The following is a 24,227-nucleotide window of genomic DNA, read 5'->3' as shown; positions in this document are numbered from 1 at the left end:
TACCATGTCGCAACACACCCAACGTTTGAAAGTGCTATTGGCTGGCGTTTTTAGCCAGATTCTCTGTATCGGCATTGCCCGATTCTCCTATACACCGCTGCTACCCGTCATGCAGGACCAGACCTGGCTCGGCGATGCCGAAGGTGGCTGGCTGGCGGCCATCAACTATGCCGGGTACATGTGTGGTGCCGTGGTGGCCGCTTCGCTGAGTGATCTTCAGCTCAAGGATCGGTTGTACCGCATCGGGCTGGGGATGGCGGTGCTGACGACGGCGGGCATGGCGCTGACCGATAATGTTGTGCTCTGGTCGTTGCTGCGCTTCCTGTCGGGACTGAGCAGTGCCGGGTCCATGTTGATCGCCTCGGGGCTGATCCTGAACTGGCTGATTCGGCATCATCATCGCAGTGAGCTGGGTATCCACTTTGCGGGTGTGGGGTTGGGCATCATGTTTGCGGCCATTGCCGTTGAGGTGATGTTGCGGCTGGCGTTAGGCTGGGCGGATCAATGGCTCTGGTTTGCCTTTCTGGGCGGGCTGCTGGCCATTCCGGCATGGCGCTGGTTGCCGCCACCGGCTCCGGCGGGGACACCCCATCATGGCAAGCCAATGGTCGACCAGCAGCCCAGTCGGCGCTTTCTATGGTTGATGATGGCGGCGTATTTTTGTGCCGGTTACGGGTATGTCATCAGCGCGACCTTTATTGTCACCATTGTTGAGCGGGAGCCCGCCTTGGCCGGTATGGGGCAGCTGGTATTTCTGGTTGTCGGGTTGTCGGCCGCACCGGCGGTGATGCTGTGGGATCTGATTGCGCGGCGCATGGGCTATTTGGGAGCGTTGCTGGTTGCGTATCTGATTCAGGTGGTGGGCATTGTGTTGCCGGCGGTCAGTGAAAGTCTGACGGCGGTGTTGATCAGTGCCGTGCTGTACGGGGGCACGTTCATCGGCTGCGTCAGCCTGGTGCTGACCATGGCCGGTCGTCTCTACCCGACGCGGCCTGCCAAGCTCATGGGCAAGATGACGCTGTCGTATGGGGTGGCACAAATAGTGGCACCGGCGTTGACCGGCGTGTTGGCTGAGCAGAGCGGCAATTATAATCAGGGACTGTGGCTGGCGGGTGGTCTGGTCATGCTGGGGGCTGCGTTGGTGCTGCTGTTGCGGGCCACTGATACGACGGCGGCTCAGCTGGATCAGAGCAACCGCCTTGCCAGCAGCTGATCATGACGGCATCATTCGACTAAAGATTTAAGGATTCAGCCAGGTTACCTGATTTACAGGCGGTCTGGTTGGCCATGACGGCAATGGAGTTGATTATGCCCCTTCGCAAGCACTCGCTTCTTCTGGCCCTGCTGTTCAGTGTACTGCTGGCAGGGTGTTCCGATGATACGGACACCAAAACGGCAACGCCGCAGGTGACGGCAGAATCAACCCCCATAACCGAGCAGGTCAGCGACAACCCGCAGAGCCCGGTTGCCCTCAAGGTGCAGGACATCAGCGTGCAGAACTGGCAGGGCCGTCAGGCAGCGGCGGTTACGCTGTCGACGCCGCTGGCGCTGGACCAGCCGTTTGATCGCTGGTTAATGATCGAAACCGACAGGGGTGAGTTGCTTGATGGCGGTTGGGTGGCCGATGCACGCGGTAAGGTGCTGTACTTCACCGGGCTGGAACCCGAACAGAGCTACCGTGTGCGGGTGCGTCCCGGATTACAGGCCGCCAACGGCAGTGCGCTGGATAATCTGTCCAGTGTGGTGATTGAAACACCGGCGTTGCAATCGGCCCTGGGCTTCGCCGGACGCGGCAACCTGTTGGCGCACCGTTTGCGTCAGGGGCTGCCGGTCATGGCCGTGAATGTGGAACAGGCGGATGTTGATTTCTACCGTGTGCCGCAGGATGAACTGGTCGATTTTCTCGGTCAATTCGGTCAGGCGACGCAGCTGACCAGCTGGGATGCCGAACGCTATCTGGATCAGCTGGAACTGACCTGGTCAGGCCGTTTTGATCTGGCGCTGGATGCCAATACCCGCGCCACCCGTTATCTGCCGATCCATGAGGTTGATGCACTCACTCGCAGCGGTGTTTATCTGGCGGTCATGCGTGAAGCCGGTGATATCAACTACCGCTATCCGGCTACCTGGTTTGCCGTGACCGATCTGGGCGCGCAGGTGCGTCTGTATCAGGACCAGATGGCGGTGCAAGTGAATACGCTGTCCGGTGCCGACCCGCTGGCCGGAGTGAAGCTGACACTGCTGGGCGATGACAGCCGAACACTGGCAGAAGCATCCACTGACCGCGATGGCCGTACCGCGTTCATGGCCGAGCAGCTGACAGCACAGACCTTGAATGACGCCCGTTTGTTGCTGCTGCAAAAAGGGCAGGAAACATCGTTGCTGCGCTTGTCGGGACCGGCACTGGACCTGGCAGAGTTTCCGGTCAGCGGCCGTGCCCGCTCGCCTCAGGAACTGTTCATCTATAGCCCACGTGATTTGTACCGCCCCGGTGAGACGCTGGTGTTCAGTGCGCTGCTGCGTTCAGCCAAAGGCGGCGCGGTGCCCGGCATCGCCCTCAAGGCGCAGCTGATCCAGCCGGATGGGCGGGTGGTGGCCAGTCAGCGCCTGCAACCGCAAAACCTCAACTACTACGAAATCGAACTGCCGCTACCGGCCGATGCTCCCACCGGTGAATGGCGCTGGCAGTTGGAGCTGCCCGGTGGTGGTCAGCAGGAATACGCCGTACAGGTGGAAACCTTCCTGCCCGAGCGTATGGCATTGACGCTGGATACCATAGCGCAGTTACCGCCCGCTGATGATCTCCGGGTACGGGTGCAGGGTGATTATCTGTACGGCGCACCGGCCGCAGGCAATCGCTTGCAGTCACAATTGCTGGCGCGACTGGAGCCGCATCCCTATCCGGCGTTCAAGGATTTCTGGTTTGGTCATCCCAAAGATAATGCGCTGGAGCGGCGTGAAGAACTGAGCGAAATTGAGCTGGATGCCAATGGCAAGGGCGAAATTCGAGTCGAGTCCTATTGGCAGGAATTGACCAGCCCGTTGCGTCTGCAGACGGATGTCAGCCTGCTGGACTCCGGTGGCCGTCCGGTGACCCGCCGTGCCGCTGCGGTGGTGCTACCGGCTGCGCAAATGCCAGGTATTCGCCCGTTGTTCAAGGGTGACCAGGTGGATTACGAAAGCAGTGCCGCGTTTGAGCTGGTGTTGACCGATGGCCGCGAACGCCTGACTGCCGAGACTCTACAGCTGAGCCTGGTACGCGAACGCCGTGACTATCACTGGAGCTGGAGCGACGCTGAAGGCTGGCAAAGCCAATATACCGAGCGCCATTATACCGTTGAGCAGCGCGAGCTGAGCGTGGCGGCGGGTGAGCGTCCTGAAGTCAGTTTTCCGGTGGAGTGGGGCTATTACCGAGTCGAACTCATGGACCCGGAGACCGGTCTGGTTTCCGCGTACCGCTTCCGTGCCGGTTGGGACCCGGATGCCCAGGTGATGGCCGGGCGGCCTGACCGTATCGGTCTGACCCTGAACCAGCAAACCTATAGTGCCGATGATGAGTTGCGCATTCAGGTGCGCCCACCCGCAGCGGGCCAGGGTTACCTGTTGCTGGAGTCTGACCGTCAACTGTATCGCGAGGCCGTGACGATTCCGGCTGAAGGCGGCGAGGTCTCGCTGCAGCTGAAACCGGAATGGATCGAGCAGAATCTCTATGTCAGCGTCGTGCTGTTGCAGGCGGGTGATCAGAAAACCGGTACCCTGCCGATGCGCATGCTGGGGATTGAGCCGGTTCCGCTGGCGACCGAGGCTCACGCGCTGGAGGTTGCGTTTGAGCCGCTGCCGCAGCAGGTGCGTCCGGAACAGCGCATTGAAGTACCTGTCCGTGTAGCGATGAATAACGGCGATGCGCTGCCCGATGACGTGCAGGTAACGCTGGCGGCGGTCGATGTGGGCGTGTTGTCGATCACCGGTTTTGAAACGCCTGACCCGCTGGCATGGTTTTTCGAGCCGGGAGCCTATCCGGTAGATGTGCGGGACAACTATTCAGACCTGATTGACGCGGGTGACGGTGCGATGGCACGTCTGCGTTTTGGCGGCGATGCCGACCTCAGTCGCGGCGGTGCCCAGCCGCCGACCGATGTGCAGATATTGTCCCTGTTTTCGGGAACCGTTGCGGTGGATGCCGAGGGCATCGCCCGTATTCCGCTGGACCTGCCCGCCTTTAACGGCAAGGTAAGGTTGATGGCGGTCGCCTTCTCGGCTGATCGTCTTGGCGCTGCCGAGCAGGAACTGCAGATCGTGGCACCTGTAGTGGCCGAACTGAACCGCCCGCGTTTCCTTGCGCCGGGCGACCGTACCCGGTTGACGCTGGATCTGCACAACCGCACCGAGCAGACACAAACACTGGCGGTGACGTTGAATGCGGAAGAGGGCCTACGTCTTGATGATGGCGACGCACACTGGCACAAAGCGGTCGAACTGGCGGCGGGCGAGCGCACCACGCTGGCACTGAACGCAGAAGCGGGGCAGGTGTTCGGTGCCATTGCGCTATCGATGAGTATCACCGGTATTGAAGGTGAGGCGGATCTTCAGCGCCAGTGGTCGCTGGGGGTACGTCCGGCGTGGCCGGCCCAGTCATTGAGTTGGCAGCGGCTGTTATTGCCGGGTGCGGACTTCTCGCTTCGGGGAACGGCATTTGAAGGGCTGCTGCCACAGACACTGAACGCTCAGTTGAGTCTGGCCAGTCGCCCGCCGTTGAATGTGGCGCGTCATTTCAGTGAGCTGCGTGCCTATCCTTACGGCTGTTCCGAGCAGACCACCAGCGGCGTGTTTGCTCAGCTGTATGTCACTCCAGATGTGTTGACGACGTTGGGACTGGACGGTGAGGCACCGGCTGCGCGCCGAGCTGCAGTGGAGTTGGCGATCCGTCGCCTGTTCAGCATGCAGCGTTACAACGGCAGCTTTGGCTTGTGGAGCAAGGACAGTCCCGAAGAGCCTTGGTTAACCGTGTATATCACCGACTTCCTGTTGCGTGCCCGCGATGCCGGTTATGCCGTGTCTGAGCCGTCGCTGCAGCAGGCTCTGGAGCAGACCAGCCGTTACCTGCGCAACCCGAACCAGATCAACGGCGAGCTGTTGCACGACAGCCGTTCGCGCTTCGCCGTGCGCGCCTATGCCGCACAGGTGCTGGCGCGGACTGGGCAAGCGCCACTGGCAGAGCTGCGTAACCTGCTGGATCATCAGCTGGACAGTGCCACGCCGCTGGCACTGGTGCAGTTGGGGCTGGCGTTGCAGGCTTCAGGTGATGCCGTACGTGCCGGCCAGGCCTTGCAGAAGGGGCTGGTGCGTTTGCAGGCACAGAATTTCACCCGCACTGACTATGGCAGTGATGTGCGTGACCGCGCGCTGGCTCTGTTCTGGTTGCTGGAAGCCAAGCAGGATGAAGCCCAGTGGTTGCCACTGTTGGAAGCACTGCAGACTGCGGTCAATACGCGTGTCTGGTTCAGCACTCAGGAACGCAACGCTCTGTTTTTGGCAGGGCAGGCATTGGCAGGTACGGCCGCTGAACCCTTGCAGTTGAATCTGCAGGGGGCGGTACAGATGGCGGTGAGCGGGACGGATGGGCGCACGCTACAGGTGTCTGGTGAGGCGGTGCAGGATGGCCTGCAAGTGAGCAACGCGGGCACTGCACGGGCCTGGCTCAATCTGAATGTACAGGGCTATACCGATCAGCCGCCGGCTGCATTTAGCCACGGCCTGACGGTGACACGAAACTATTACGATGCCGATGGCCAACCGCTGGATCTGCAGCAGCTGTCCACGGGTGATCAGGTACTGGTTGAGCTGAACGTGAGCAGTGAAGACGCACTGCCGGATGCCCTGATCGTTGACCTATTGCCTGCGGGCCTTGAATTGGAGAACCAGAATCTGGCAACCAGTCTGGCCATGTCCGAACTGCGTATCGGCGAGCAGAGCGTGACCGAATTGATGGCGTTGACCGATCTGCGCCATCAGGAATACCGTGATGATCGTTACGTTGCGGCCATTAATATGAGCCAGCGTCGTGCCCGTCTGTTCTACCTTGCCCGCGCAGTCACCCCTGGCCAGTATCGGGTGCCGCCGAGTTTTGCCGAATCGATGTATCAGCCTGAAATGCGGCATGTGGGTGATGACAGCCAGATACTGATCATTCGCGCCCGTTAATGCGGCATGCGTAAGACTGCAACGTGGCTGTCGGCGCTGGTGGTGCTGACAGCGGCATTGGCCTGGGTGCTGGATCGTGCCTTTCCGTTGCCGCAGCCGGTTGCGCCCGGTGTGCGTGTGCTGGCCGAGGACGGTACGTTGTTGCGTGCCTTTCCGGCGGCGGACCAGACCTGGCGCTATCCGATCACACCGGCGCAGGTGGCACCGGTGTATCGGGAAGTGCTGCTGGCGTATGAAGATCGCGCGTTTTACTACCATCCGGGGATCAACCCGCTGGCGATTGCCCGTGCCGGTTGGCAGAACCTGAAAGCCGGGGCGGTGGTCTCCGGTGGCTCGACACTGAGCATGCAGGTGGCCGGTCTGCTCGACCCGTACCCGCGCACACTGACCGGCAAGGCGCGTCAGGCGCTGCGTACCCTGCAGTTGGAATGGCATTACAGCAAAGACGAAATCCTCGAACTTTACCTCAACCTGGCCCCTTTCGGCGGCATGCTCTCCGGCGTGGAGGCGGCGTCACGGCATTATTTTGGCAAACCGGCGGCACAGCTTAGTGATGCCGAGGCGGCCTTGTTGACGGTATTGCCCCAACGCCCCAGCGAATGGCGTCCCGACCGCTATCCGCAGCGGGCGCGGCGGGCGCGGGACAAGGTGCTGCGCCGGATGCAGGCGCTGGAACTTTGGTCCGAGGCGCGGGTGGCGGCGGCATTGCATGAGCCGGTCGCGGCCTTGCCGCCAGAACCGCCGATGCTGGCACCGCTGCTGGCCCGTCGGTTGCAGCAGCAGTGCCCCGGCTGTACTGACATCCACACCCTGATCGATGCTGGCGTGCAGCGGCAGTTGCAGGCGGTGGTAGAGCGCTATCGTGGACGGCTGGGCCCTCGGCAATCGATGGCGGTGATGGTGGTGCGCAATGCCGATCTCGCCGTGCAAGGGTACGTGGGAGCCGCCCGTTTCGGTGATATGACGAGTCATGGTCATATCGATATGACCCGCGCTGTGCGCTCGCCCGGCTCGACACTCAAGCCCTTTGCCTATGCCATGGCGCTGGACCAGGGCTTGATCCATTCCCACTCGCTACTGCTGGACACGCCCCGTTATGGCCTGCGCTACCGGCCCCACAACTTCACCGGTGGTTTTGCCGGACCGGTGTCCGCTACGGCCGCGCTGCAACGCTCGCTCAATCTGCCGGTGGTGCAGCTGGTGGAGCATCTGGGGCCGCAGCGTTGGGTGTCTGCTTTGCTCAATGCCGGTCTGCAGCTGGAGGGCGCTGGGGTGCAGCAGCCAAGCAGCGCCGTGGTGCTGGGTGGTGTAGGTAGCACACTGGAATCGCTGGTGGGTACCTATACGGCGTTGGCCCGTGAGGGCTTGGCAGGATCGCCCCGACTGCAGCCGCATGAACCGCAGCAGCGGCGCTGGTTAATGAGCCCCGGTGCGGCCTGGATCAGTTGGCGCATGTTGGCACATAACCCATGGCGCGCGTTGAGTCAGGTGGGAGAAACACCCTGGGTGCTGGCCTGGAAGACCGGCACCAGTTACGGCTACCGTGATGCCTGGGCACTGGGCGTGTCACCACAATGGACGATCGGGGTATGGGTCGGACGGCCGGATGGCAGCCCCAGTCCCGGTGATTTCGGGCGACAGACCGCCGCGCCGTTGCTGTTCCGGGTACATGAATTACTGGCGCAGGATCAGCAGGAGCTACCGCAACCCGCCAGTGTCACTCAGGCCAAGATCTGTTGGCCGTTGGGTACGGCCGTACAGCAGACCGACAATACCGCTGCCAACTGTCAGCAGTCCCACTTGGCCTGGCTACTGAATGCAACCGCGCCACGTACGTTGCAACAAACCACAATGTTGTCGCAGCCACCGTTGCTGCGCTCGGTGTGGGTGGATGCCGAAACCGGACGTGCCGTCGCACCGGGCTGTGCCCAAACCGGCCAGATGCTCGAACAGAGCCATATTGAACTGTGGCCGCAACCGGCAGAGCCGTGGTTGAAGCCTGAATGGCGACGTGCGCAGCGCCTGCCGCAACCGGCGGATGACTGTACTCGGGGACGCACCGGCCGGGAGGTGATCATGATTACCGGAATCGAAGCCGGTAGCCACCTGCAGCTGCCCCCCGGACGAACGGTGCTGGATGTGGATCTGCGAGTGCAGGGAGCAACGGGGCTGCTAAACTGGTACCTCAATGGTGAGCCCCTGGCTGAGCAGAGCGGCCAGCGCCTGTCTTTGCAACTGCGTAATAGTGGAGATTACCGTCTCAGTGTGGTTGATCGTGCCGGTAATACCGATTCGATCACGTTCAGTTTCCAGCGTGGGTCTCAGCCTGCGGCTGCGACGAACTAGCTGTCTTTCCCCTCGGCAGCAGCCAGGTCCCCAGCACATTACCCAGCACCGTTGTGCCCAGCATAACCGCGATCATCGGCAGCGGTGTGCCGTCACCCAACAATCCGACCAGCGCGCCTGACAAGGCCCCTCCGGCAAAACCGCACGCCCCGAGCAAGGCGGTGGCCGTTGCTGCCGTATGCGGGAAGAACTCACTGGTACCCGCCATGCCGTTGGAGATGATGAACCCCTGTACGCCGATATACAGCATGATCAGTGCCACTATCAGCCAGAGCGGTGCACTGGTGAGGGTGAAGGCGGCGAATAGCGCGATCCCGACCACCAGCTGAACACGCTGCGCCCGTTGCAGAAGCTGCTGAGAACTCAGCCGGTGTAACAGACGGATGTTGATCTGGTTGCAGGCCAGCAGAGAGACGATGTTGAGCCCGAACAGAACGGTATACAGGCTGGCAGACGCGCCATAGTAATGGATATAGCTGCCGGGGGAGCCGGTAATGAATGCGAACAGGCCGGCATAGCTGAACGCGACCGAAAACAGATAACCCAGAGCGGTGCGGTGGGTCAGGACCGCCATATAACTGCGCAGTGGATTGGGGCGTGGTCCCGCCTGAGGTTGCCGTGTTTCGGGCAGGCGCACAGCCAGAATCAGGATCATCAGCAGCGCGTAAGCGGCTAGAAACATGAAAATGCTGCGCCAGTTGGAGAACTCCAGCAGTACCGTGCCGAGTACAGGGGCCAGCAGCGGTGCCGTCATTAATATACCCGCCATACGGCCCATCGCCTGTGCGCTCTCACGACCGGAGTGACGGTCGCGGATGACGGCCATCGAGTTGACCACACTCATGCCGCCACCGAACCCTTGCAGGATGCGGGCAGCCCAGAGGGTTTCGACCGAGTTGGCCAGCATCGCCGCGACCGCGCCGAGGAAAAACAGACTCAAACCACTAAAAATGGCCGTGCGTCGGCCATAACGATCCGACAGTGGGCCGCCAGTCAGCTGACCGCAGGCAAAACCTGCCAGAAACAGGCTGACGGACAATTCAACATCATGGATGCTGACACCGAGGTTTTCGGCAATCGCAGGAATGGCGGGCAGATAAGCGTCAGTCGATAGAGGTCCAAGTGCCGTCAGTCCCGCCAGCATGAAGATCAGGCCCGGAATCGGGGTGTTGTGTGTTTGCATGGATAGGTCCTGAATGATCAATCGGCGTACGGGTGTGGCGGTGTGGGTTCAGCAAGGGTCAAACGTCATTCGATTTGAACCGCCCTGTACATCATGATTATGTAGTGTAATGTACATTACATTAATATAGCCTATCCTTTGATGCAAGCCGATATCTTAGCTAATGGGCCTGATATAATGCGCCCACATCAAGATGCAGAATAAGCCGATGAGTAATGTACACGCGGAAGACAATGCTAAACCCTGTGGCCTGACCCCGAAGGGACTGGAGCGCCAGCGCCGTATTCTGGATGCCGCCCGTGAGGTATTTCTGGAACAGGGCTACGACAACGCCAGTATCAACGAGATCATGTGCCGTGCGGGTGGTTCGCTGAGCACCCTTTACCGGTTGTTCGGCAACAAGCTGGGCCTGTTCGAAGCGATGATGACGCAAACCTCCAACCGGGTATTTGCTGCGTTTGAAGCTGTCGAGTGCTCAATCAAGCGCAAGGAAACACCGGAGCAGGCGCTCAAGCGTTATGGAAACCTGTTGCTGGAGCGGGTGTTATCACCGGAAGCGGTAGGGCTCTACCGTTTGATCACTACTGATTGCAGTAGCGAGCGGGAACAGATCCAGTCCATCTTCTTTGCGCAGGGGCCGAAGCGGATCAATGACAAGTTAAGCGCCTATCTGCATTCTCAGGTTGAACAGGGCGTGTTGACGATTCGTGATCCTGAACTGGCGGCATATCAGTTTCTGGAGATGGTGAAAGGCAATTTTCAGCTGCGGGCAATGCTGGGTATGACCATTACTGAAGCGGAACGTACCCAGGCTGTCGAACAGGCCGTCGATATTTTCCTGTATGGCGTAACCGTGCGCTGACGCGGACACCGCTGCTGAACGCTGTTGTCGACCGTGCAAATACGGTATCTTAGACAGCAATTTTGTACCTGAACATATAAATGGCACCAAATCGCATATGATTATCAAACCGAAAATTCGTGGCTTCATCTGCACTACCACCCATCCTGTTGGCTGTGAAGCCAATGTCCGTGAGCAGATCGCATACACTCAGGCGCAGGGCAAGATCGAGAACGGTCCCAAGCGTGTGTTGGTGATTGGCGCGTCCAGCGGCTACGGTCTTTCATCTCGTATCGCGGCCGCTTTCGGCAGCGATGCAGCGACCATTGGTATCTTCTTTGAAAAGCCGGGCACCGAGCGCAAGCCGGGTACTGCAGGCTGGTACAACTCTGCCGCTTTCGACAAGTGCGCCAAGGAAGCAGGCTTGTACGCCAAGAGCCTAAATGGTGATGCCTTCTCTCATGAAGCCAAGCAGAAAACCATCGAGCTGATCAAGGAAGACCTGGGTCAGATCGATCTGGTGGTGTACTCGCTGGCCTCACCGGTACGCAAGATGCCGGATACCGGCGAAGTGGTGCGTTCTGTACTAAAACCGATCGGCGAGCCGTACCGCTCCACCGCCATCGACACCAATAAAGACGTGATCACCGAAGCCGAGATTGAACCGGCAACGGAAGAAGAAGTGGCCAACACCGTTACCGTCATGGGTGGTGAAGACTGGGAACTCTGGATCAACGCGCTGGACGATGCCGGCGTATTGGCCGATGGTTGCAAAACCGTTGCATACAGCTATATCGGTACCGATATCACCTGGCCGATCTATTGGCACGGTGCACTGGGCAAGGCCAAACAGGATCTGGACCGCGCCGCTACTGAGCTGAACAGCAAACTGTCTGGCGCGCATAACGGTCAGGCCAACGTAGCAGTCCTCAAATCGGTGGTGACCCAGGCCAGTTCCGCTATTCCGGTGATGCCACTGTATCTGGCGATGGTGTTCAAGGTTATGCGTGAGCAGGGCATCCATGAAGGTTGCATGCAGCAGGTGCAGCGTTTGTTCAGCACGGGTCTGTACGGCGAAGGTGCCGAGATGGACGACGGCAACCGCTTCCGTCTGGATGACTGGGAGCTGCGTGAAGACGTACAGAGCGCCTGTCGTGAACTGTGGCCGCAAGTGACCAGCGATAATCTGTTCGATGTCACCGACTACCAGCTGTACAAGGACGAGTTCCTGAAACTGTTCGGTTTCGGCATCGACGGCATCGATTATGAAGCGGACGTTAACCCGGATGTCAGCTTTGATGTAGCGGATATCTGACACCGCAGCATGCGTGAAAAAAGCCCTGCCTTGGTCATCTGAGGCGGGGTTTTTTTATGTAAAATGGTGCCGGATTTTTTCCAACAGGCTAGAAGACCTGGCCCCCATGTATGTGTGAATAAGGATTGTTGAATGAAACTCAAGCTGTTACTGCCCTGTGTATTGTCTGCAATGGTGGCAATGCCGTTGATGGCGGCGAATGGGGATCGGAAAGGTGCTGAAGATCACCCGTTGATCTCCCGTTTTCCCGATACGCATATCAACAGTTATTACACCAGTGAGTATGACGAATTTCTGGTGGCGACCGGGCCGCGTGATCCGGACCAGCCTATGCCACCGGTACTGCGCCTTGAAGGTAAGGTGACAACGCTGGGGTATGAGGCAAACGACCGTAAATATTCCGCACTGCAGATCTTCCGCAATTATGAAAAGGCGTTTGCACAAGCCGGTTTCACGCCGATTTATACCTGCCGCACGGATAATGAATGTGGCCGTCGGTTTGTGAGTCAGCTTTATTGGGAGGGTGTCAGTGCGCGTCGCGGACGTGATCATGGGCTGGATGCACCCAACCTGCATGGCGACCGCCATCCGTATTTTTACTGGTCGGGCAAGGCTGATATTCAAGGCAAGGAGATCTATGCGACCTTGCTGGTTGATCAAACCAGCGGTGGCCGTTTCCCTACCAAGGTGGTGCTGGACATTGGCGAGATTGAAACGCTGGACACCGACCGCATCAGCATCAACCTGGATGGCATGAACAAAGCGATCGCTGAAACCGGTAAGGTAGAATTGGAAGGGGTGCTGTTCGATACCGCTAAGGCAACGCTGAAGGCTGAATCGGCCGATGTGGTTACAACGATTGCCGACTATTTACAGCAGAACCCTGTGAAATCGTTTTATGTGGTGGGGCACACCGATAGTCAGGGTGACTTCAACTTCAACATGCGCCTGAGCAAAAGCCGCGCCGATACGGTCGTGACCACGCTGGTGCGTGAGCATGGTATTGAGGCAGGCCGTTTGACAGCGGTAGGCGTCGGTCCGGCAAGTCCGGTATTGAGTAATTCGACAGACGCGGGTCGCACCAAAAACCGCCGTGTCGAACTGGTGCTTGCTGACTGATGCAACGCTGCCGATGTTGCCTGTGACGGGGTTTTACCCCGTCACCATCTGAACGGTTTAAGGTTCAACTGAGCCCTGCTGCGAGTCATCGTAGCGGGGTTTTTCGTTTTAGGCACCGGTTCGACACGCGATGGCTGGATTAATAGGTGACTGCTACTTTAAAGGACAATGATGTGACCTATTTGTGCCGGTCGTAAAGATACGTGAATTGACACTGGCTATGGTTAAGATAGTCAGAGTCAACCTCACTTTTAGTGCATGGACTGCTATGTTGGGGGAGTAACTTGAGCGTCAGGCACTACAACGTCTTAACATTCCAATGAAGGAAGACAGATATGAGCCAGAACAATCACAGTGCTACCGGTAAATGCCCGGTCATGCATGGTGCCAATACAGAAGCCTCCAACAGTGTTGTGGAGTGGTGGCCCAAGTCCCTCAATCTCGACATCCTTCACCAGCACGACACCAAGACCAATCCACTAGGTGAAGATTTCGATTACGCGCAAGCCTTCAAGTCGCTGGACCTTGCCGCCGTCAAGCAAGACCTCAAGGCTTTGATGACGGACAGCCAGGACTGGTGGCCGGCTGACTGGGGCCATTACGGTGGCTTGATGATCCGCATGGCCTGGCACTCTGCAGGTACCTATCGTATTGCGGATGGCCGTGGTGGTGCCGGTACCGGTAATCAGCGCTTTGCACCGATCAACTCCTGGCCAGACAACGGCAATCTCGATAAAGCGCGTCGCCTGTTGTGGCCGATCAAGAAGAAATACGGTAACAAACTGTCCTGGGCCGACCTGATGATTCTGGCCGGTAACATGGCGTATGAATCCATGGGCTTCAAAACCTTCGGCTTTGCCGGGGGACGTGAAGATATCTGGCACCCTGAGAAAGATACCTATTGGGGGGCTGAAAAAGAGTGGCTGGCACCTTCTGGAAGTGAAGGCAGCCGTTATTCGGGTGAACGTGATTTGGAAAACCCGCTGGCCGCTGTAATGATGGGCTTGATCTATGTAAACCCTGAAGGGGTCGATGGTAAGCCTGATCCGCTTAAAACCGCCAATGACGTGCGGGTTACCTTCGAACGGATGGCGATGAATGACGAGGAAACCGTCGCGTTGACAGCGGGCGGTCATACCGTGGGCAAGGCGCACGGTAACGGTGATGCCGACAATCTTGGTCCAGAGCCAGAAGGTGCGCCCATCGAAGAGCAAGGTTTTGGCTGGATCAATCACAAAACCCGTGGTGTGGGTCGTGATGCTGTGACCAGTGGTCTTGAGGGTGCCTGGACTAGCCAGCCGACGCAATGGGATTACGACTACTTTGACATGTTGCTCAACCATGAGTGGGAACTGACCAAGAGTCCTGCGGGTGCCTGGCAGTGGAAACCGGTCGATATCAAGGAAGACGATATGCCGGTGGATGTGGAAGACCCTTCCGTGCGTTGCATGCCGATGATGACCGATGCCGATATGGCCATGAAGATGGACCCGGAATATCGCAAGATTTCCGAGCGTTTCCAGCAAGACCCGGCATATTTTGATGAGGTTTTTGCCCGTGCCTGGTTCAAGCTGACCCACCGTGATCTGGGGCCGAAGAGCCGTTATCTCGGGGCTGACGTACCCACCGAAGACCTGATCTGGCAAGACCCGGTACCCAGTGTGGATTACACGCTTGATGCTGCTGAGATTGCCGATCTCAAGGCAAAAATTCTGGCCAGTGGCCTGAGTGTATCCGAGCTGGTGGCGACTGCCTGGGACAGCGCGCGTACGTTCCGTGGCTCAGATTATCGTGGCGGTGCCAACGGTGCGCGCATCCGTCTGGCACCACAGAAAGACTGGGAAGGCAACGAGCCGGAGCGTCTGCAGAAGGTGCTCAAGGTACTGGAAGGCATCCAGTCGAAGCTGAGCAAGCCGGTCAGCATGGCTGACCTGATCGTACTCGGCGGTACGGCTGCTGTTGAGAAGGCGGCTAATGATGCAGGTGTCAGCATTACACTACCGTTTGAGCCGGGGCGGGGTGATGCCACGCAGGAAATGACCGATGTGGACTCCTTCGATGTGCTGGAGCCGCTGCATGATGCTTATCGCAACTGGCTGAAACAAGACTACGTGGTTACCCCGGAAGAGATGATGCTGGATCGTACCCAGCTGATGGGACTGACTGCACCGGAGATGACGGTACTGGTGGGGGGCATGCGCGTGCTGGACACTAACCACGGTGGCAGCAAGCATGGTGTGTTTACGGATCGTGCTGGCGTGCTGACGAATGACTTTTTCGTCAACTTGACCGACATGAATAACAGTTGGAAACCCGTAGGCAAAAACCTGTACAACATCTGCGATCGTAACAGCGGTAACGTGAAGTGGACGGCGACCCGTGTGGATCTGGTGTTTGGTTCCAACTCCATTCTGCGTGCCTACGCAGAGGTGTATGCGCAGGACGATAATAAGGATAAATTCGTCAACGACTTCGCGCAGGCCTGGGTCAAAGTGATGAATGCGGACCGCTTCGACCTGAAGTAAAACGGCATATCCATAAAGGCATGCCTGAAACCACGAACAGTTGCTGCTGTTCGTGGTTTTTTGTACCGTTCAGAGGGTGCGGGAGGCGATAACCTCCACGACGCGAATCGCACCACTTTCCAGATTCAGTACCAGATTTTCCCCCATTGCCTTGAAGCGACGGCCCAACACCAGTGCCGGTGACAGCGGTGCCCGAGTGGGCGTACCTGCCTGTTCCTTGTCGAGCTGACGACGACGCCAACTGAGCGCATCGTCGCTCCAGTCGTCGATCTGAATGTCACCAAACCCCGCATCCTGCACTCGGCTGTGCAGTACCTGTCGGCTGAGCAGGTGGGAGTGATGGGCATCATCAGCCCAGGGGACGGGGAAGCGCATGTCGGCTGCGTTGGGTCCGAGCACCACTTCATGCATGATCAGTGCGCCGTTGGGCTTGAGCACACGGCGGCATTCCTTCAATACCTGACGGTCGTCGGGCATGTTGAGAAAGCTGTGCTGGAACAGAATCAAGTCGAGGCTGCTGTCGGCAAAGGGAAGATGGTGGGCATCGCCGGTAAGCAAGGGGTGGTTGACCGCTTCGCTGAAGCAGGTATTCAGGCCCTGATTCAGCCGGTTGAGATCATGGGTAATGTCCAGCCCGATCATCGGCACGCCCAGTGTTGCTGCCTGACGCATCAATCCACCGGCACCGGAGCCGATATCCAGCACCTGCCGATGCCGCGCCGGGTCAAGATGGCGCAGCAGGCGCTCCGAGGCCTTGATGCCGCCGATATGCAGTTGATCCAGCGGGGCCAGCTGGTACAGGCTGGCACCGTCGGGATAATGCTGTTTCACCCGTGCCAGCAGGGCGGTGGTATCGAGCTGTTGCTCGTAATGGTCAGCGATATTCATGGTCGAAAACGCCGACACGAGGTCGGCGTTGCAGGCTCCTTTGCATGTTCGAGCGGGCGTTGACGAGTCAGTCGTCCAGCCCCAGCTCCTCGATTGATATCTCACGCATTTTAAACTTCTGGATCTTGCCGGTCACGGTCATCGGGAAAGACTCGACGAACTTGAAGTAGCGCGGCACCTTGAAGTGGGTGATTTTGCCTTTGCAAAAAGCGCGCAGGTCATCCTGAGTCACGCTGTCTGCATGGGGATGCAGCTTGATCCAGGCGATCAATTCCTCGCCATATTTCTTGTCGGGCACGCCAGTGACCTGAACTTCCGATACGGCCGGATGGGTGTACAGGAACTCTTCGATCTCTTTCGGATAGACGTTTTCGCCGCCACGGATCACCATATCCTTGATACGCCCGACAATCTGGATATAACCCTCGTCATCCATGGTGGCCAAATCACCGGTATGCATCCAGCCCGACTCATCGATGGCGTCGGCAGTGGCATGTTCGTTGTTCCAGTACTTGAGCATCACGCTGTAGCCGCGGGTGCAAAGCTCACCGATTTCACCGCGTGGTACAACCTTGCTACTGCCCGGGTCAATAATCTTTGATTCCAGATGCGGCTGGGTACGGCCGACGGTGGAAACGCGCTTTTCAATGCTGTCGTTGGCACCGGTCTGGGTTGAGACAGGGCTGGTTTCGGTCATGCCGTAGGCGATCTGGACCTCGCTCATATGCATCTTGCTGATCACCTGCTTCATCACTTCAGTTGGGCAGATGGAGCCCGCCATGATGCCGGTGCGCAGGCTGGACAGGTCGAAGCTGTCGAACTCGGGATGATCCAGTTCGGCGATGAACATGGTGGGAACGCCGTACAGAGCCGTGGCGCGCTGCGAGTGGATCGCTTTGAGTACGGAAGTCGGCTCGAAGCCTTCGTCGGGGTAGATCATGGCGGCACCGTGGGTCATGCAGCCGAGATTGCCCATCACCATGCCGAAGCAGTGGTACAGCGGTACCGGAATGACCAGGCGGTCTTCGCTGGTAAAACCCATGCTTTCAGCAACGAAAAAGCCATTGTTGAGGATGTTGTGGTGTGACAGCGTTGCCCCTTTGGGGAAGCCGGTGGTGCCCGAGGTGTACTGGATGTTGATCGGGTCATCGAACTGCAGCGTGGCTTGCAGGTCGGCGAGATCCTGTTCGCTGACTTGTTCGCCTTGTTCCATCATATCGGCCCAACGCCACATGCCCGCGTGCTTGTCGCTGTCCAGATTGATGATGCACTCCAGCTCCGGCAACTTCTGTGATTTCAGTCTGCCATCGGCGCAAAGTTTAAGCTCCGGTGCCAGCTCGTAAAGCATGCCGCGATAATCAGAGCTTTTGAAACTATCGGCCGTGATCAGGAAGCGGGCACCGGACTGCTTCAGCGCATATTCCAGTTCATGGGTGCGGTAGGCCGGATTGATATTGACCAGAATCGCGCCAATCTTGGCGGTGGCGATCTGACTCAGCGTCCATTCGGCGCGGTTCGGTGACCAAACGCCGACGCGATCGCCCTTGCATACACCCAGGGCGAGCAGTGCGCGGGCGCAGGTGTTGGCCTGTTGCTGTAATTCTCGGTAATTCCAGTGAATGTCCTGGTGCAGTACGATCAGGGCATCATTATCCGGGTATTGCGCGGCGATTTCGTCGAACTTGTCGCCAATGGTCATGCCGATCAGTGGCTTGTCGGCGGTGCTGCTGGTGTAGCTCGGTAGCGGTGTGTTCATCGTGGTGACTCCGATTTTTGTTGTTATCCGGTCAGATGAAAAGGTAATAACCGATTAACGGAAGCGTCCGTGATATTCGGGGTTCGGCTGCATGTCGGATGCGCTGGCCACGCGGTTGGTCATGTTGTAGAAACCGGTAACGTTGGCAATATCCCAGATGCCGCGTTCACTGAAGCCTGCATCACGGAGTGCCTGGCGGTCAGCCTCACTGATCTCCGCCGGAGTCACCGTCAGCTTGTGTGCGAAGTCGAGCATGGCGCGCTGGCGCGGTTCCAGCTCGGCGGCGCGGTAGTTCATCACCATCAGTTCGCCCAGTGCCGGATCTTCGGAATACTCGCGCACGGCCGCACCGTGAGCGGTCAGGCAGTAGTAGCAATGATTATTGGACGAGACCACCACGGCGATCATTTCTCGTTCCAGCGGCGTCAGCTCGCTGTCGCCGAACATCAGTTCGTTATAGAAACGGGTGAATACTTCAAATTGGGCCATGTTCTGGCTGTAGGCTTTAAGCACATTGGGCACCATGCCCAGTTTTTCGTCGCATTTGCCGAAGTATTTCTGCACGTCTTCGGGCAATTGATGACGCTCGGGAATAGGCAGATCCAGAGCGGTAATGTGATCAGGCTGTGACATTCCTAATACCTCTTTATTATCGTTATCAGGCATTCAATGTAGTGATTCCGGCTGTTCAGCGCCCGCAGGTGCCAAGCGCCTGTGCGACCTTGGAGCCATTGGCACGGCCGAGTTCGCGGGTAATCCAGTGGCCGGTATCGACCACCGCCTGCAGGTCGATGCCGGTGTCGATTTCCAGCCCCTGCAGGAGATAAAGCACATCTTCAGTGGCCACATTGCCGGCTGCGCCCTTGGCATAGGGACAGCCGCCGAGGCCTGCGGTTGAGCTATCGATCACGGCAATACCTTCTTCCATGACAGCATAAAGATTGGCCACGGCCTGGCCGTAGGTGTCATGAAAGTGAGCGGCAAGCCGATCAAGGGAGACTTCTTTGGCCACGGCCTCCAGCATCCGTTTTGCCTTCAGCGGAGTGCCGGTGCCGATGGTGTCACCCAGCGATATTTCATAGCAGCCCATGTCGATCAGCTCACGGCTGACGACGGCAACCTGTGCCGGGGTGATATCGCCCTGATACGGGCAGCCCAGCACGGTGGAAACATAGCCACGAACGCGGATATCGGCGGCCCGTGCCTGTTCGATCAGCGGCTGGAACCGCTTCAGGCTTTCGGCGATGCTGCAGTTGATGTTCTTCTGCGTGAACGCTTCGGAGGCGGCACTGAACACGGCAACTTCAGTGACGCCAGCGGCCATGGCACCTTCCAGCCCCTTAACATTGGGGGTCAGGGCGGAATAGGTGATGCCGGGCTGCCGGTCAATGCCCGCCATTACGGCGGCGGCATCACCCATCTGCGGTACCCATTTCGGGGAAACGAAACTGGCGGCTTCTATATGACGGATACCGGCGGCAGCCAAGCGGTTGATCAGCTCTATCTTGATATCGGTGGGGATGATCGGTCCCGGCTCGTTTTGCAGGCCGTCGCGAGGGCCGACTTCAACGATACGGACCTGTTGTGGAAATGCCATCAGGCGGCCTCCTCGCTATCGAGTTCGATGGCAATCAGTTCGGCACCCTCGGACACCAGGTCGCCCTCGGCAAAGAAGATTTCGCTGACGGTGCCGTTGGCGGGTGCCTTGATCGCGTGTTCCATCTTCATCGCTTCCATGATGACTAGGGTCTGACCCGCTTTGACCGCATCACCGGCCTTGACCAATACCGCCACTACAGAGCCGTTCATCGGTGCCTGCAAGCCGCCTTCACTGGTCTGGTCTTCAAGACCATACTGTTCCCGATGTTGGGCACAGTGGAAGGTTTCACCGGCATGAAACAGAACCAGCTGGTCCTGATGCAGATCGCCGCAGATACTGAAGCGGTGGCCATTGACGGTGGCCTGTAGTTGATCATCCTGCAGGGTCGCGCGGACGTCATAGCAGCTGTCGCCGATGCGGATGTCGTAACCCTCATCCCGTTCCAGAATGCTGAGCGGATACTGCACATCATCGCTGAGTAACGTCATTGGACGTGCGTACTCTGAATTCAAGCGCCAGCTGTTCTGCCGAGCAAACGGCGAGTAGGGGTCGCTTGGCAACGTCTGTTCCGCCTTGCTGCGCAGCAGGAAGAAGCAGGCGCTCAGCACCAGTCCCAGGTTTTCGTCGAGACGGGCAGGCGGGAACAGCAGGGCTTCATGCTTGCCGATAAAACCGGTATCCAGTTCTTCATTGCGGAACGGCGCGGAGTCGGCCAGTGCATGCAGGAAGCGGATGTTGGTCTTCACCCCGCCGATGCGGTATTCCTCCAATGCCTGCACCATGCGATTGATGGCACGCTCACGGTTGTCATCCCAGACCACCAGTTTGGCGATCATCGGATCATAGTGGATGCTGACCTCATCACCTTCGACCACGCCGGTGTCGACGCGGACATGGGCATTTTCTTCCGGTGTACGCAGGTAGCGCAGGGTGCCGGTGGCGGGCAGGAAATCATGGTCCGGGTCTTCGGCATAGATGCGTGCTTCCAGCGCATGCCCGCGCAGGCGGATCTGGTCCTGCTGCAGCGGCAGCGGTTCGCCGTTGGCGATGCGCAGCTGCCATTCAACCAGATCCTGACCGGTGATCATTTCGGTCACCGGGTGCTCCACCTGCAGACGGGTGTTCATCTCCATGAAGTAGAAGGAACCATCCACGTCGTAGAGGAATTCGACGGTGCCGGCACCAACATAGTCGATCGCCTGGGCCGCGCGCACGGCGGCGACGCCCATGGCCTTGCGGGTTTCGTCACTCAGGCCGGGAGCCGGGGCTTCTTCGATCACTTTCTGGTGGCGGCGCTGCACCGAACAGTCACGCTCGGCCAGATAAACGCCATCGCCGGTGTTATCGCAGAACACCTGAATTTCCACATGGCGGGGCTGGGTCAGATACTTCTCGATCAACATGTCCGGGTTGCCGAACGCGTTCTTCGATTCACGCTGTGCAGCCGCCAGCGCCTCATCAAACTCGCTCATCGATTCGACGACGCGCATGCCCTTGCCGCCACCGCCGGCCACGGCCTTGAGCAACAGCGGGAAGCCACATTTCTCGGCTTCAACACGCAGCAGGTCATGGGACTGATCAGCCCCGTGATAGCCCGGCACCAAGGGTACACCGGCATCCTGCATGATCGCCTTGGCGGCGGACTTGGAACCCATTGCGGCGATGGCCGAGGCAGGCGGGCCAATGAAAACAATGTCGTTGGCTTCACAGGCCTTGGCAAAATCGGTGTTTTCGGACAGGAAACCGTAGCCCGGATGGATTGCCTGAGCGCCGCTGGTTTTGGCCACTTCAATGATCTTGTCGGCACGCAGGTAGCTTTCACTGCTTGCGGCAGGGCCGATCAGGAAGGCTTCATCGGCCATCGCGACATGGCGGGCGTGGCGGTCGGCTTCAGAGTAGACGGCAACGCAGCGAATACCGAGGCGATGAGCGGTCTGGATGACTCGGCAGGCGATCTCGCCACGGTTCGCGATAAGAATTTTATTAAACATGGCAAATTATTCCTCGATCCAGTTCGGTGTGCGCTTGCCGAGAAAGGCACTGAGTCCTTCCTGGCCCTCGTCGCTGACACGAATATCCGCAATGCGGCGAGCCGTATCATCAATGACCGACTGATCAATCGGTTTTTGGCTGACGGCAAAAATCAGTTCCTTGGCGGCATTCATCGCTTGGGGACTGTTACGGCGCAGCTGAGCAATGAAGCGGTTACAGGCTTCATCCAGCAGGTCGGCGTGGGGAACCACCTCATGCACCAGACCGGCTTGCGCTGCAATTTTCGCGCTGAACGGTTCAGCGGTGAGGAAGTAGCGGCGGGACAGGCGCTCGCCGATGGCCCGGACCACATAGGGACTGATCACGGCGGGGATCAGGCCGATTTTCACTTCGCTGAGGCAAAATTGGCTCTGCTCGGTGGCGATGACGATGTCACAGCAGGCAGCCAGACCGACGGCACCGCCATAAGCGGCACCTTGCACCAGACCGATGGTGGGTTTGCTGTGGTTGTTCAGCACGTCCATCAGACGAGCCAGCTGTCCGGCATCTTCGAGGTTGTCCTGGTGGCTGTTATTGGCCATCCGCTGCATCCAGCCAAGATCGGCTCCGGCCGAAAAGTTGCGGCCATTGGAGCGCAGTACCAGTATGCGCACTTCGGCGTTGCTGTCGGTAGCCTCCAGGGCCTCAATCAGTGCAGCGATGATCTGGTCATCGAAGGCGTTGTGAACCTCCGGCCGATTCAGCGTCAGGGTGGCGACGCCTTCAGCGGAGATCTCCAGCAGCACGGTGTTATTGTTATTGTCCATAGTGCGTTCCTTTATATAGCGTGCTTCTGTGACCCGTGGCCTTACATGCGGAAGACGCCGAAGCGGGTCTCTTCGATCGGTGTGTTCAGTGCGGCAGACAAGCCCATGCCGATCACGTCGCGGGTCTGGGCCGGATCGATGACACCGTCATCCCAGAGGCGGGCGCTGGCGTAGTAGGGGTGGCCCTGATGCTCATAGGTGTCGATGATCGGTTGCTTGAAGGCCTTTTCGTCCTCGGCAGACCATGTTTCACCGGTACGCTCCATGCCGTCGCGCTTGACGGTGGCCAGTACACCCGCTGCCTGCTCGCCGCCCATCACCGAGATGCGGGCGTTGGGCCACATCCACAGGAAGTTGGGGCTGTAGGCCCGGCCGCACATGCCGTAGTTGCCGGCACCGAAACTGCCGCCGATCAGAACCGTGAGTTTGGGGACATTGGCGCAGGCAACCGCGGTCACCATTTTGGCACCGTGCTTGGCGATGCCGTCGGATTCGGCTTTCTGGCCGACCATGAAGCCGGTGATGTTCTGCAGGAACAGCAGCGGGATCTTGCGCTGGCAGCAGAGTTCGATGAAATGGGCACCTTTCTGTGCCGAGTCGCCGAACAGGATGCCGTTATTGGCGACGATACCCACCGGGTAGCCGTGGATATGGGCAAAACCGGTCACCAGTGTGGTGCCATAGTATTTCTTGAACTCGTCGAACTCGGACCCGTCCACGATACGGGCAATGACTTCACGCACGTCATAGGGCTTGCGCAGATCGGTGCCGACGATGCCGTACAGTTCATCGGCAGAGTAGAGCGGTGCCGTCGGCTTGCGCAGGGCGAGGCCGGTGTCCTTGCGGTGGTTGAGGTTGCGCACGCAGCTGCGGGCGATCTGCAGGGCATGCTGATCATTCTCGGCATAGTGGTCGGCAACGCCGGACACCTTGCAATGCACATCGGCACCGCCCAGGTCTTCGGCACTGACCACCTCGCCGGTCGCCGCTTTGACCAAGGGTGGTCCGGCGAGGAAGATGGTGCCCTGATTGCGCACAATGATCGATTCATCCGCCATCGCCGGTACATAGGCGCCACCGGCGGTACACAGGCCCATCACGACCGCGATCTGCGGAATGCCCTTGGCAGACATGCGTGCCTGATTGAAGAAGATACGACCGAAGTGATCCCGGTCCGGGAAGACATCATCCTGACGCGGCAGGTTGGCACCGCCGGAGTCCACCAGATAGATGCAGGGCAGGTGGTTCTGCTCGGCGATTTCCTGCGCGCGCAGGTGTTTCTTAACCGTGATCGGATAGTAGGAGCCGCCTTTCACGGTCGCGTCGTTGGCGATGATCATGCATTCCACGCCACTGACCCGGCCGATACCGGTAATGATGCCGGCTGCCGGTACCACGTCTTCATAGACCTTGTAGGCCGCCATCTGTGACAGCTCAAGGAAGGGTGAGCCTTCGTCGACCAGGGCGTTGATACGCTCGCGGGGGAGCAGTTTGCCACGGGACAGGTGGCGTTCCTGATATTTGGGGCCGCCGCCTTGCTCAATTTGGGCAACCTTGTCACGCAAGTCACCGACGGTAGCGGCCATGGCGTCATGGTTGGCGCGGAATTCATCCGCGCGGGGATTCACTTTGCTCTGCAGTTGGGTCATGGAAAC

Annotated in this window: 15 protein-coding genes; 7 read left to right on the top strand and 8 right to left on the bottom strand. The window is 58.8% G+C overall.

Features of this window, described 5'->3' with window-relative positions; all coding sequences use genetic code 11:
* The first annotated feature begins 4 nt into the window (after nt 1-4).
* The 3 genes from CLV44_RS09665 to pbpC all read left to right on the top strand — a co-directional run bounded on the left by CLV44_RS09665 (nt 5) and on the right by pbpC (nt 8,547).
* Nucleotides 5-1,213 (top strand): YbfB/YjiJ family MFS transporter, encoded by a 1,209-nt coding sequence (locus tag CLV44_RS09665; protein WP_106591915.1) that lies wholly within the window; start codon nt 5-7, stop codon nt 1,211-1,213.
* 95 nt (nt 1,214-1,308) lie between these two features.
* Complete coding sequence (locus tag CLV44_RS09660; RefSeq protein WP_170069307.1) at nt 1,309-6,201, top strand: alpha-2-macroglobulin family protein; 4,893 nt, start codon at nt 1,309-1,311, stop codon at nt 6,199-6,201.
* A gap of 6 nt (nt 6,202-6,207) precedes the next feature.
* A complete protein-coding gene (pbpC, locus tag CLV44_RS09655) occupies nt 6,208-8,547 on the top strand; it encodes a penicillin-binding protein 1C (RefSeq protein ID WP_106591913.1) in 2,340 nt (779 codons plus the stop codon).
* Here pbpC and CLV44_RS09650 read toward each other — a convergent pair.
* Nucleotides 8,504-9,730, bottom strand: a complete 1,227-nt coding sequence (locus tag CLV44_RS09650; protein WP_106591912.1) for a multidrug effflux MFS transporter — start codon at nt 9,728-9,730, stop codon at nt 8,504-8,506. The two genes, pbpC and CLV44_RS09650, sit on opposite strands and share 44 nt — an antisense overlap.
* Nucleotides 9,731-9,938: 208 nt before the next feature.
* Between CLV44_RS09650 and CLV44_RS09645 the strand changes: the two genes are divergently transcribed.
* The 4 genes from CLV44_RS09645 to katG all read left to right on the top strand — a co-directional run bounded on the left by CLV44_RS09645 (nt 9,939) and on the right by katG (nt 15,530).
* On the top strand, nt 9,939-10,592 hold the full coding sequence (locus CLV44_RS09645) for a TetR/AcrR family transcriptional regulator (RefSeq protein ID WP_170069306.1): 654 nt from the start codon (nt 9,939-9,941) through the stop codon (nt 10,590-10,592).
* Nucleotides 10,593-10,689: 97 nt separating this feature from the next.
* Nucleotides 10,690-11,886 carry an enoyl-ACP reductase FabV gene (gene fabV / locus CLV44_RS09640; protein WP_106591910.1) on the top strand — a complete coding sequence of 399 codons (1,197 nt, stop codon included), beginning with the start codon at nt 10,690-10,692 and terminating at the stop codon, nt 11,884-11,886.
* 132 nt (nt 11,887-12,018) lie between these two features.
* Nucleotides 12,019-13,005, top strand: a complete 987-nt coding sequence (locus tag CLV44_RS09635; RefSeq protein ID WP_106591909.1) for an OmpA family protein — start codon at nt 12,019-12,021, stop codon at nt 13,003-13,005.
* A 335-nt stretch (nt 13,006-13,340) separates the two neighbouring features.
* The gene (gene katG, locus CLV44_RS09630; protein ID WP_106591908.1) at nt 13,341-15,530 is read left to right on the top strand and encodes a catalase/peroxidase HPI; all 2,190 of its coding nucleotides are present in this window, start codon (nt 13,341-13,343) and stop codon (nt 15,528-15,530) included.
* A 69-nt stretch (nt 15,531-15,599) separates the two neighbouring features.
* On the opposite strand, the gene CLV44_RS09625 is transcribed toward katG, so the two are convergent.
* From CLV44_RS09625 to CLV44_RS09595, 7 genes are all read right to left on the bottom strand, one after another.
* The gene (locus tag CLV44_RS09625; RefSeq protein ID WP_106591961.1) at nt 15,600-16,418 is read right to left on the bottom strand and encodes a class I SAM-dependent methyltransferase; all 819 of its coding nucleotides are present in this window, start codon (nt 16,416-16,418) and stop codon (nt 15,600-15,602) included.
* A 67-nt stretch (nt 16,419-16,485) separates the two neighbouring features.
* Nucleotides 16,486-18,174: an AMP-binding protein gene (locus CLV44_RS09620; protein ID WP_106591907.1), complete on the bottom strand. Its 1,689-nt coding sequence runs from the start codon at nt 18,172-18,174 to the stop codon at nt 16,486-16,488.
* 54 nt (nt 18,175-18,228) lie between these two features.
* Nucleotides 18,229-18,807: a peroxidase-related enzyme gene (locus CLV44_RS09615; protein ID WP_106591906.1), complete on the bottom strand. Its 579-nt coding sequence runs from the start codon at nt 18,805-18,807 to the stop codon at nt 18,229-18,231.
* A gap of 55 nt (nt 18,808-18,862) precedes the next feature.
* Nucleotides 18,863-19,771, bottom strand: coding sequence for a hydroxymethylglutaryl-CoA lyase (locus tag CLV44_RS09610; RefSeq protein ID WP_106591905.1), 909 nt, complete (start codon nt 19,769-19,771; stop codon nt 18,863-18,865).
* Nucleotides 19,771-21,765: an acetyl/propionyl/methylcrotonyl-CoA carboxylase subunit alpha gene (locus CLV44_RS09605; RefSeq protein ID WP_106591904.1), complete on the bottom strand. Its 1,995-nt coding sequence runs from the start codon at nt 21,763-21,765 to the stop codon at nt 19,771-19,773. Before CLV44_RS09605 ends, CLV44_RS09610 begins: the two co-directional genes overlap by 1 nt.
* 6 nt (nt 21,766-21,771) lie before the next feature.
* On the bottom strand, nt 21,772-22,572 hold the full coding sequence (locus CLV44_RS09600; RefSeq protein ID WP_106591903.1) for an enoyl-CoA hydratase/isomerase family protein: 801 nt from the start codon (nt 22,570-22,572) through the stop codon (nt 21,772-21,774).
* Between the two features lie 41 nt (nt 22,573-22,613).
* Entirely contained in the window at nt 22,614-24,221 is a 1,608-nt protein-coding gene (locus tag CLV44_RS09595; RefSeq protein WP_106591902.1) for a carboxyl transferase domain-containing protein, read from the bottom strand.
* Nucleotides 24,222-24,227 lie beyond the last annotated feature (6 nt).

Origin of the sequence: Marinobacterium halophilum (assembly GCF_003014615.1) — a bacterium.
GTDB classification, from domain to species: domain Bacteria; phylum Pseudomonadota; class Gammaproteobacteria; order Pseudomonadales; family Balneatricaceae; genus Marinobacterium; species Marinobacterium halophilum.
The sequence above is the reverse complement of the archived record's forward strand: the minus strand, read 5'-3'. Positions and strand labels throughout refer to the sequence as shown.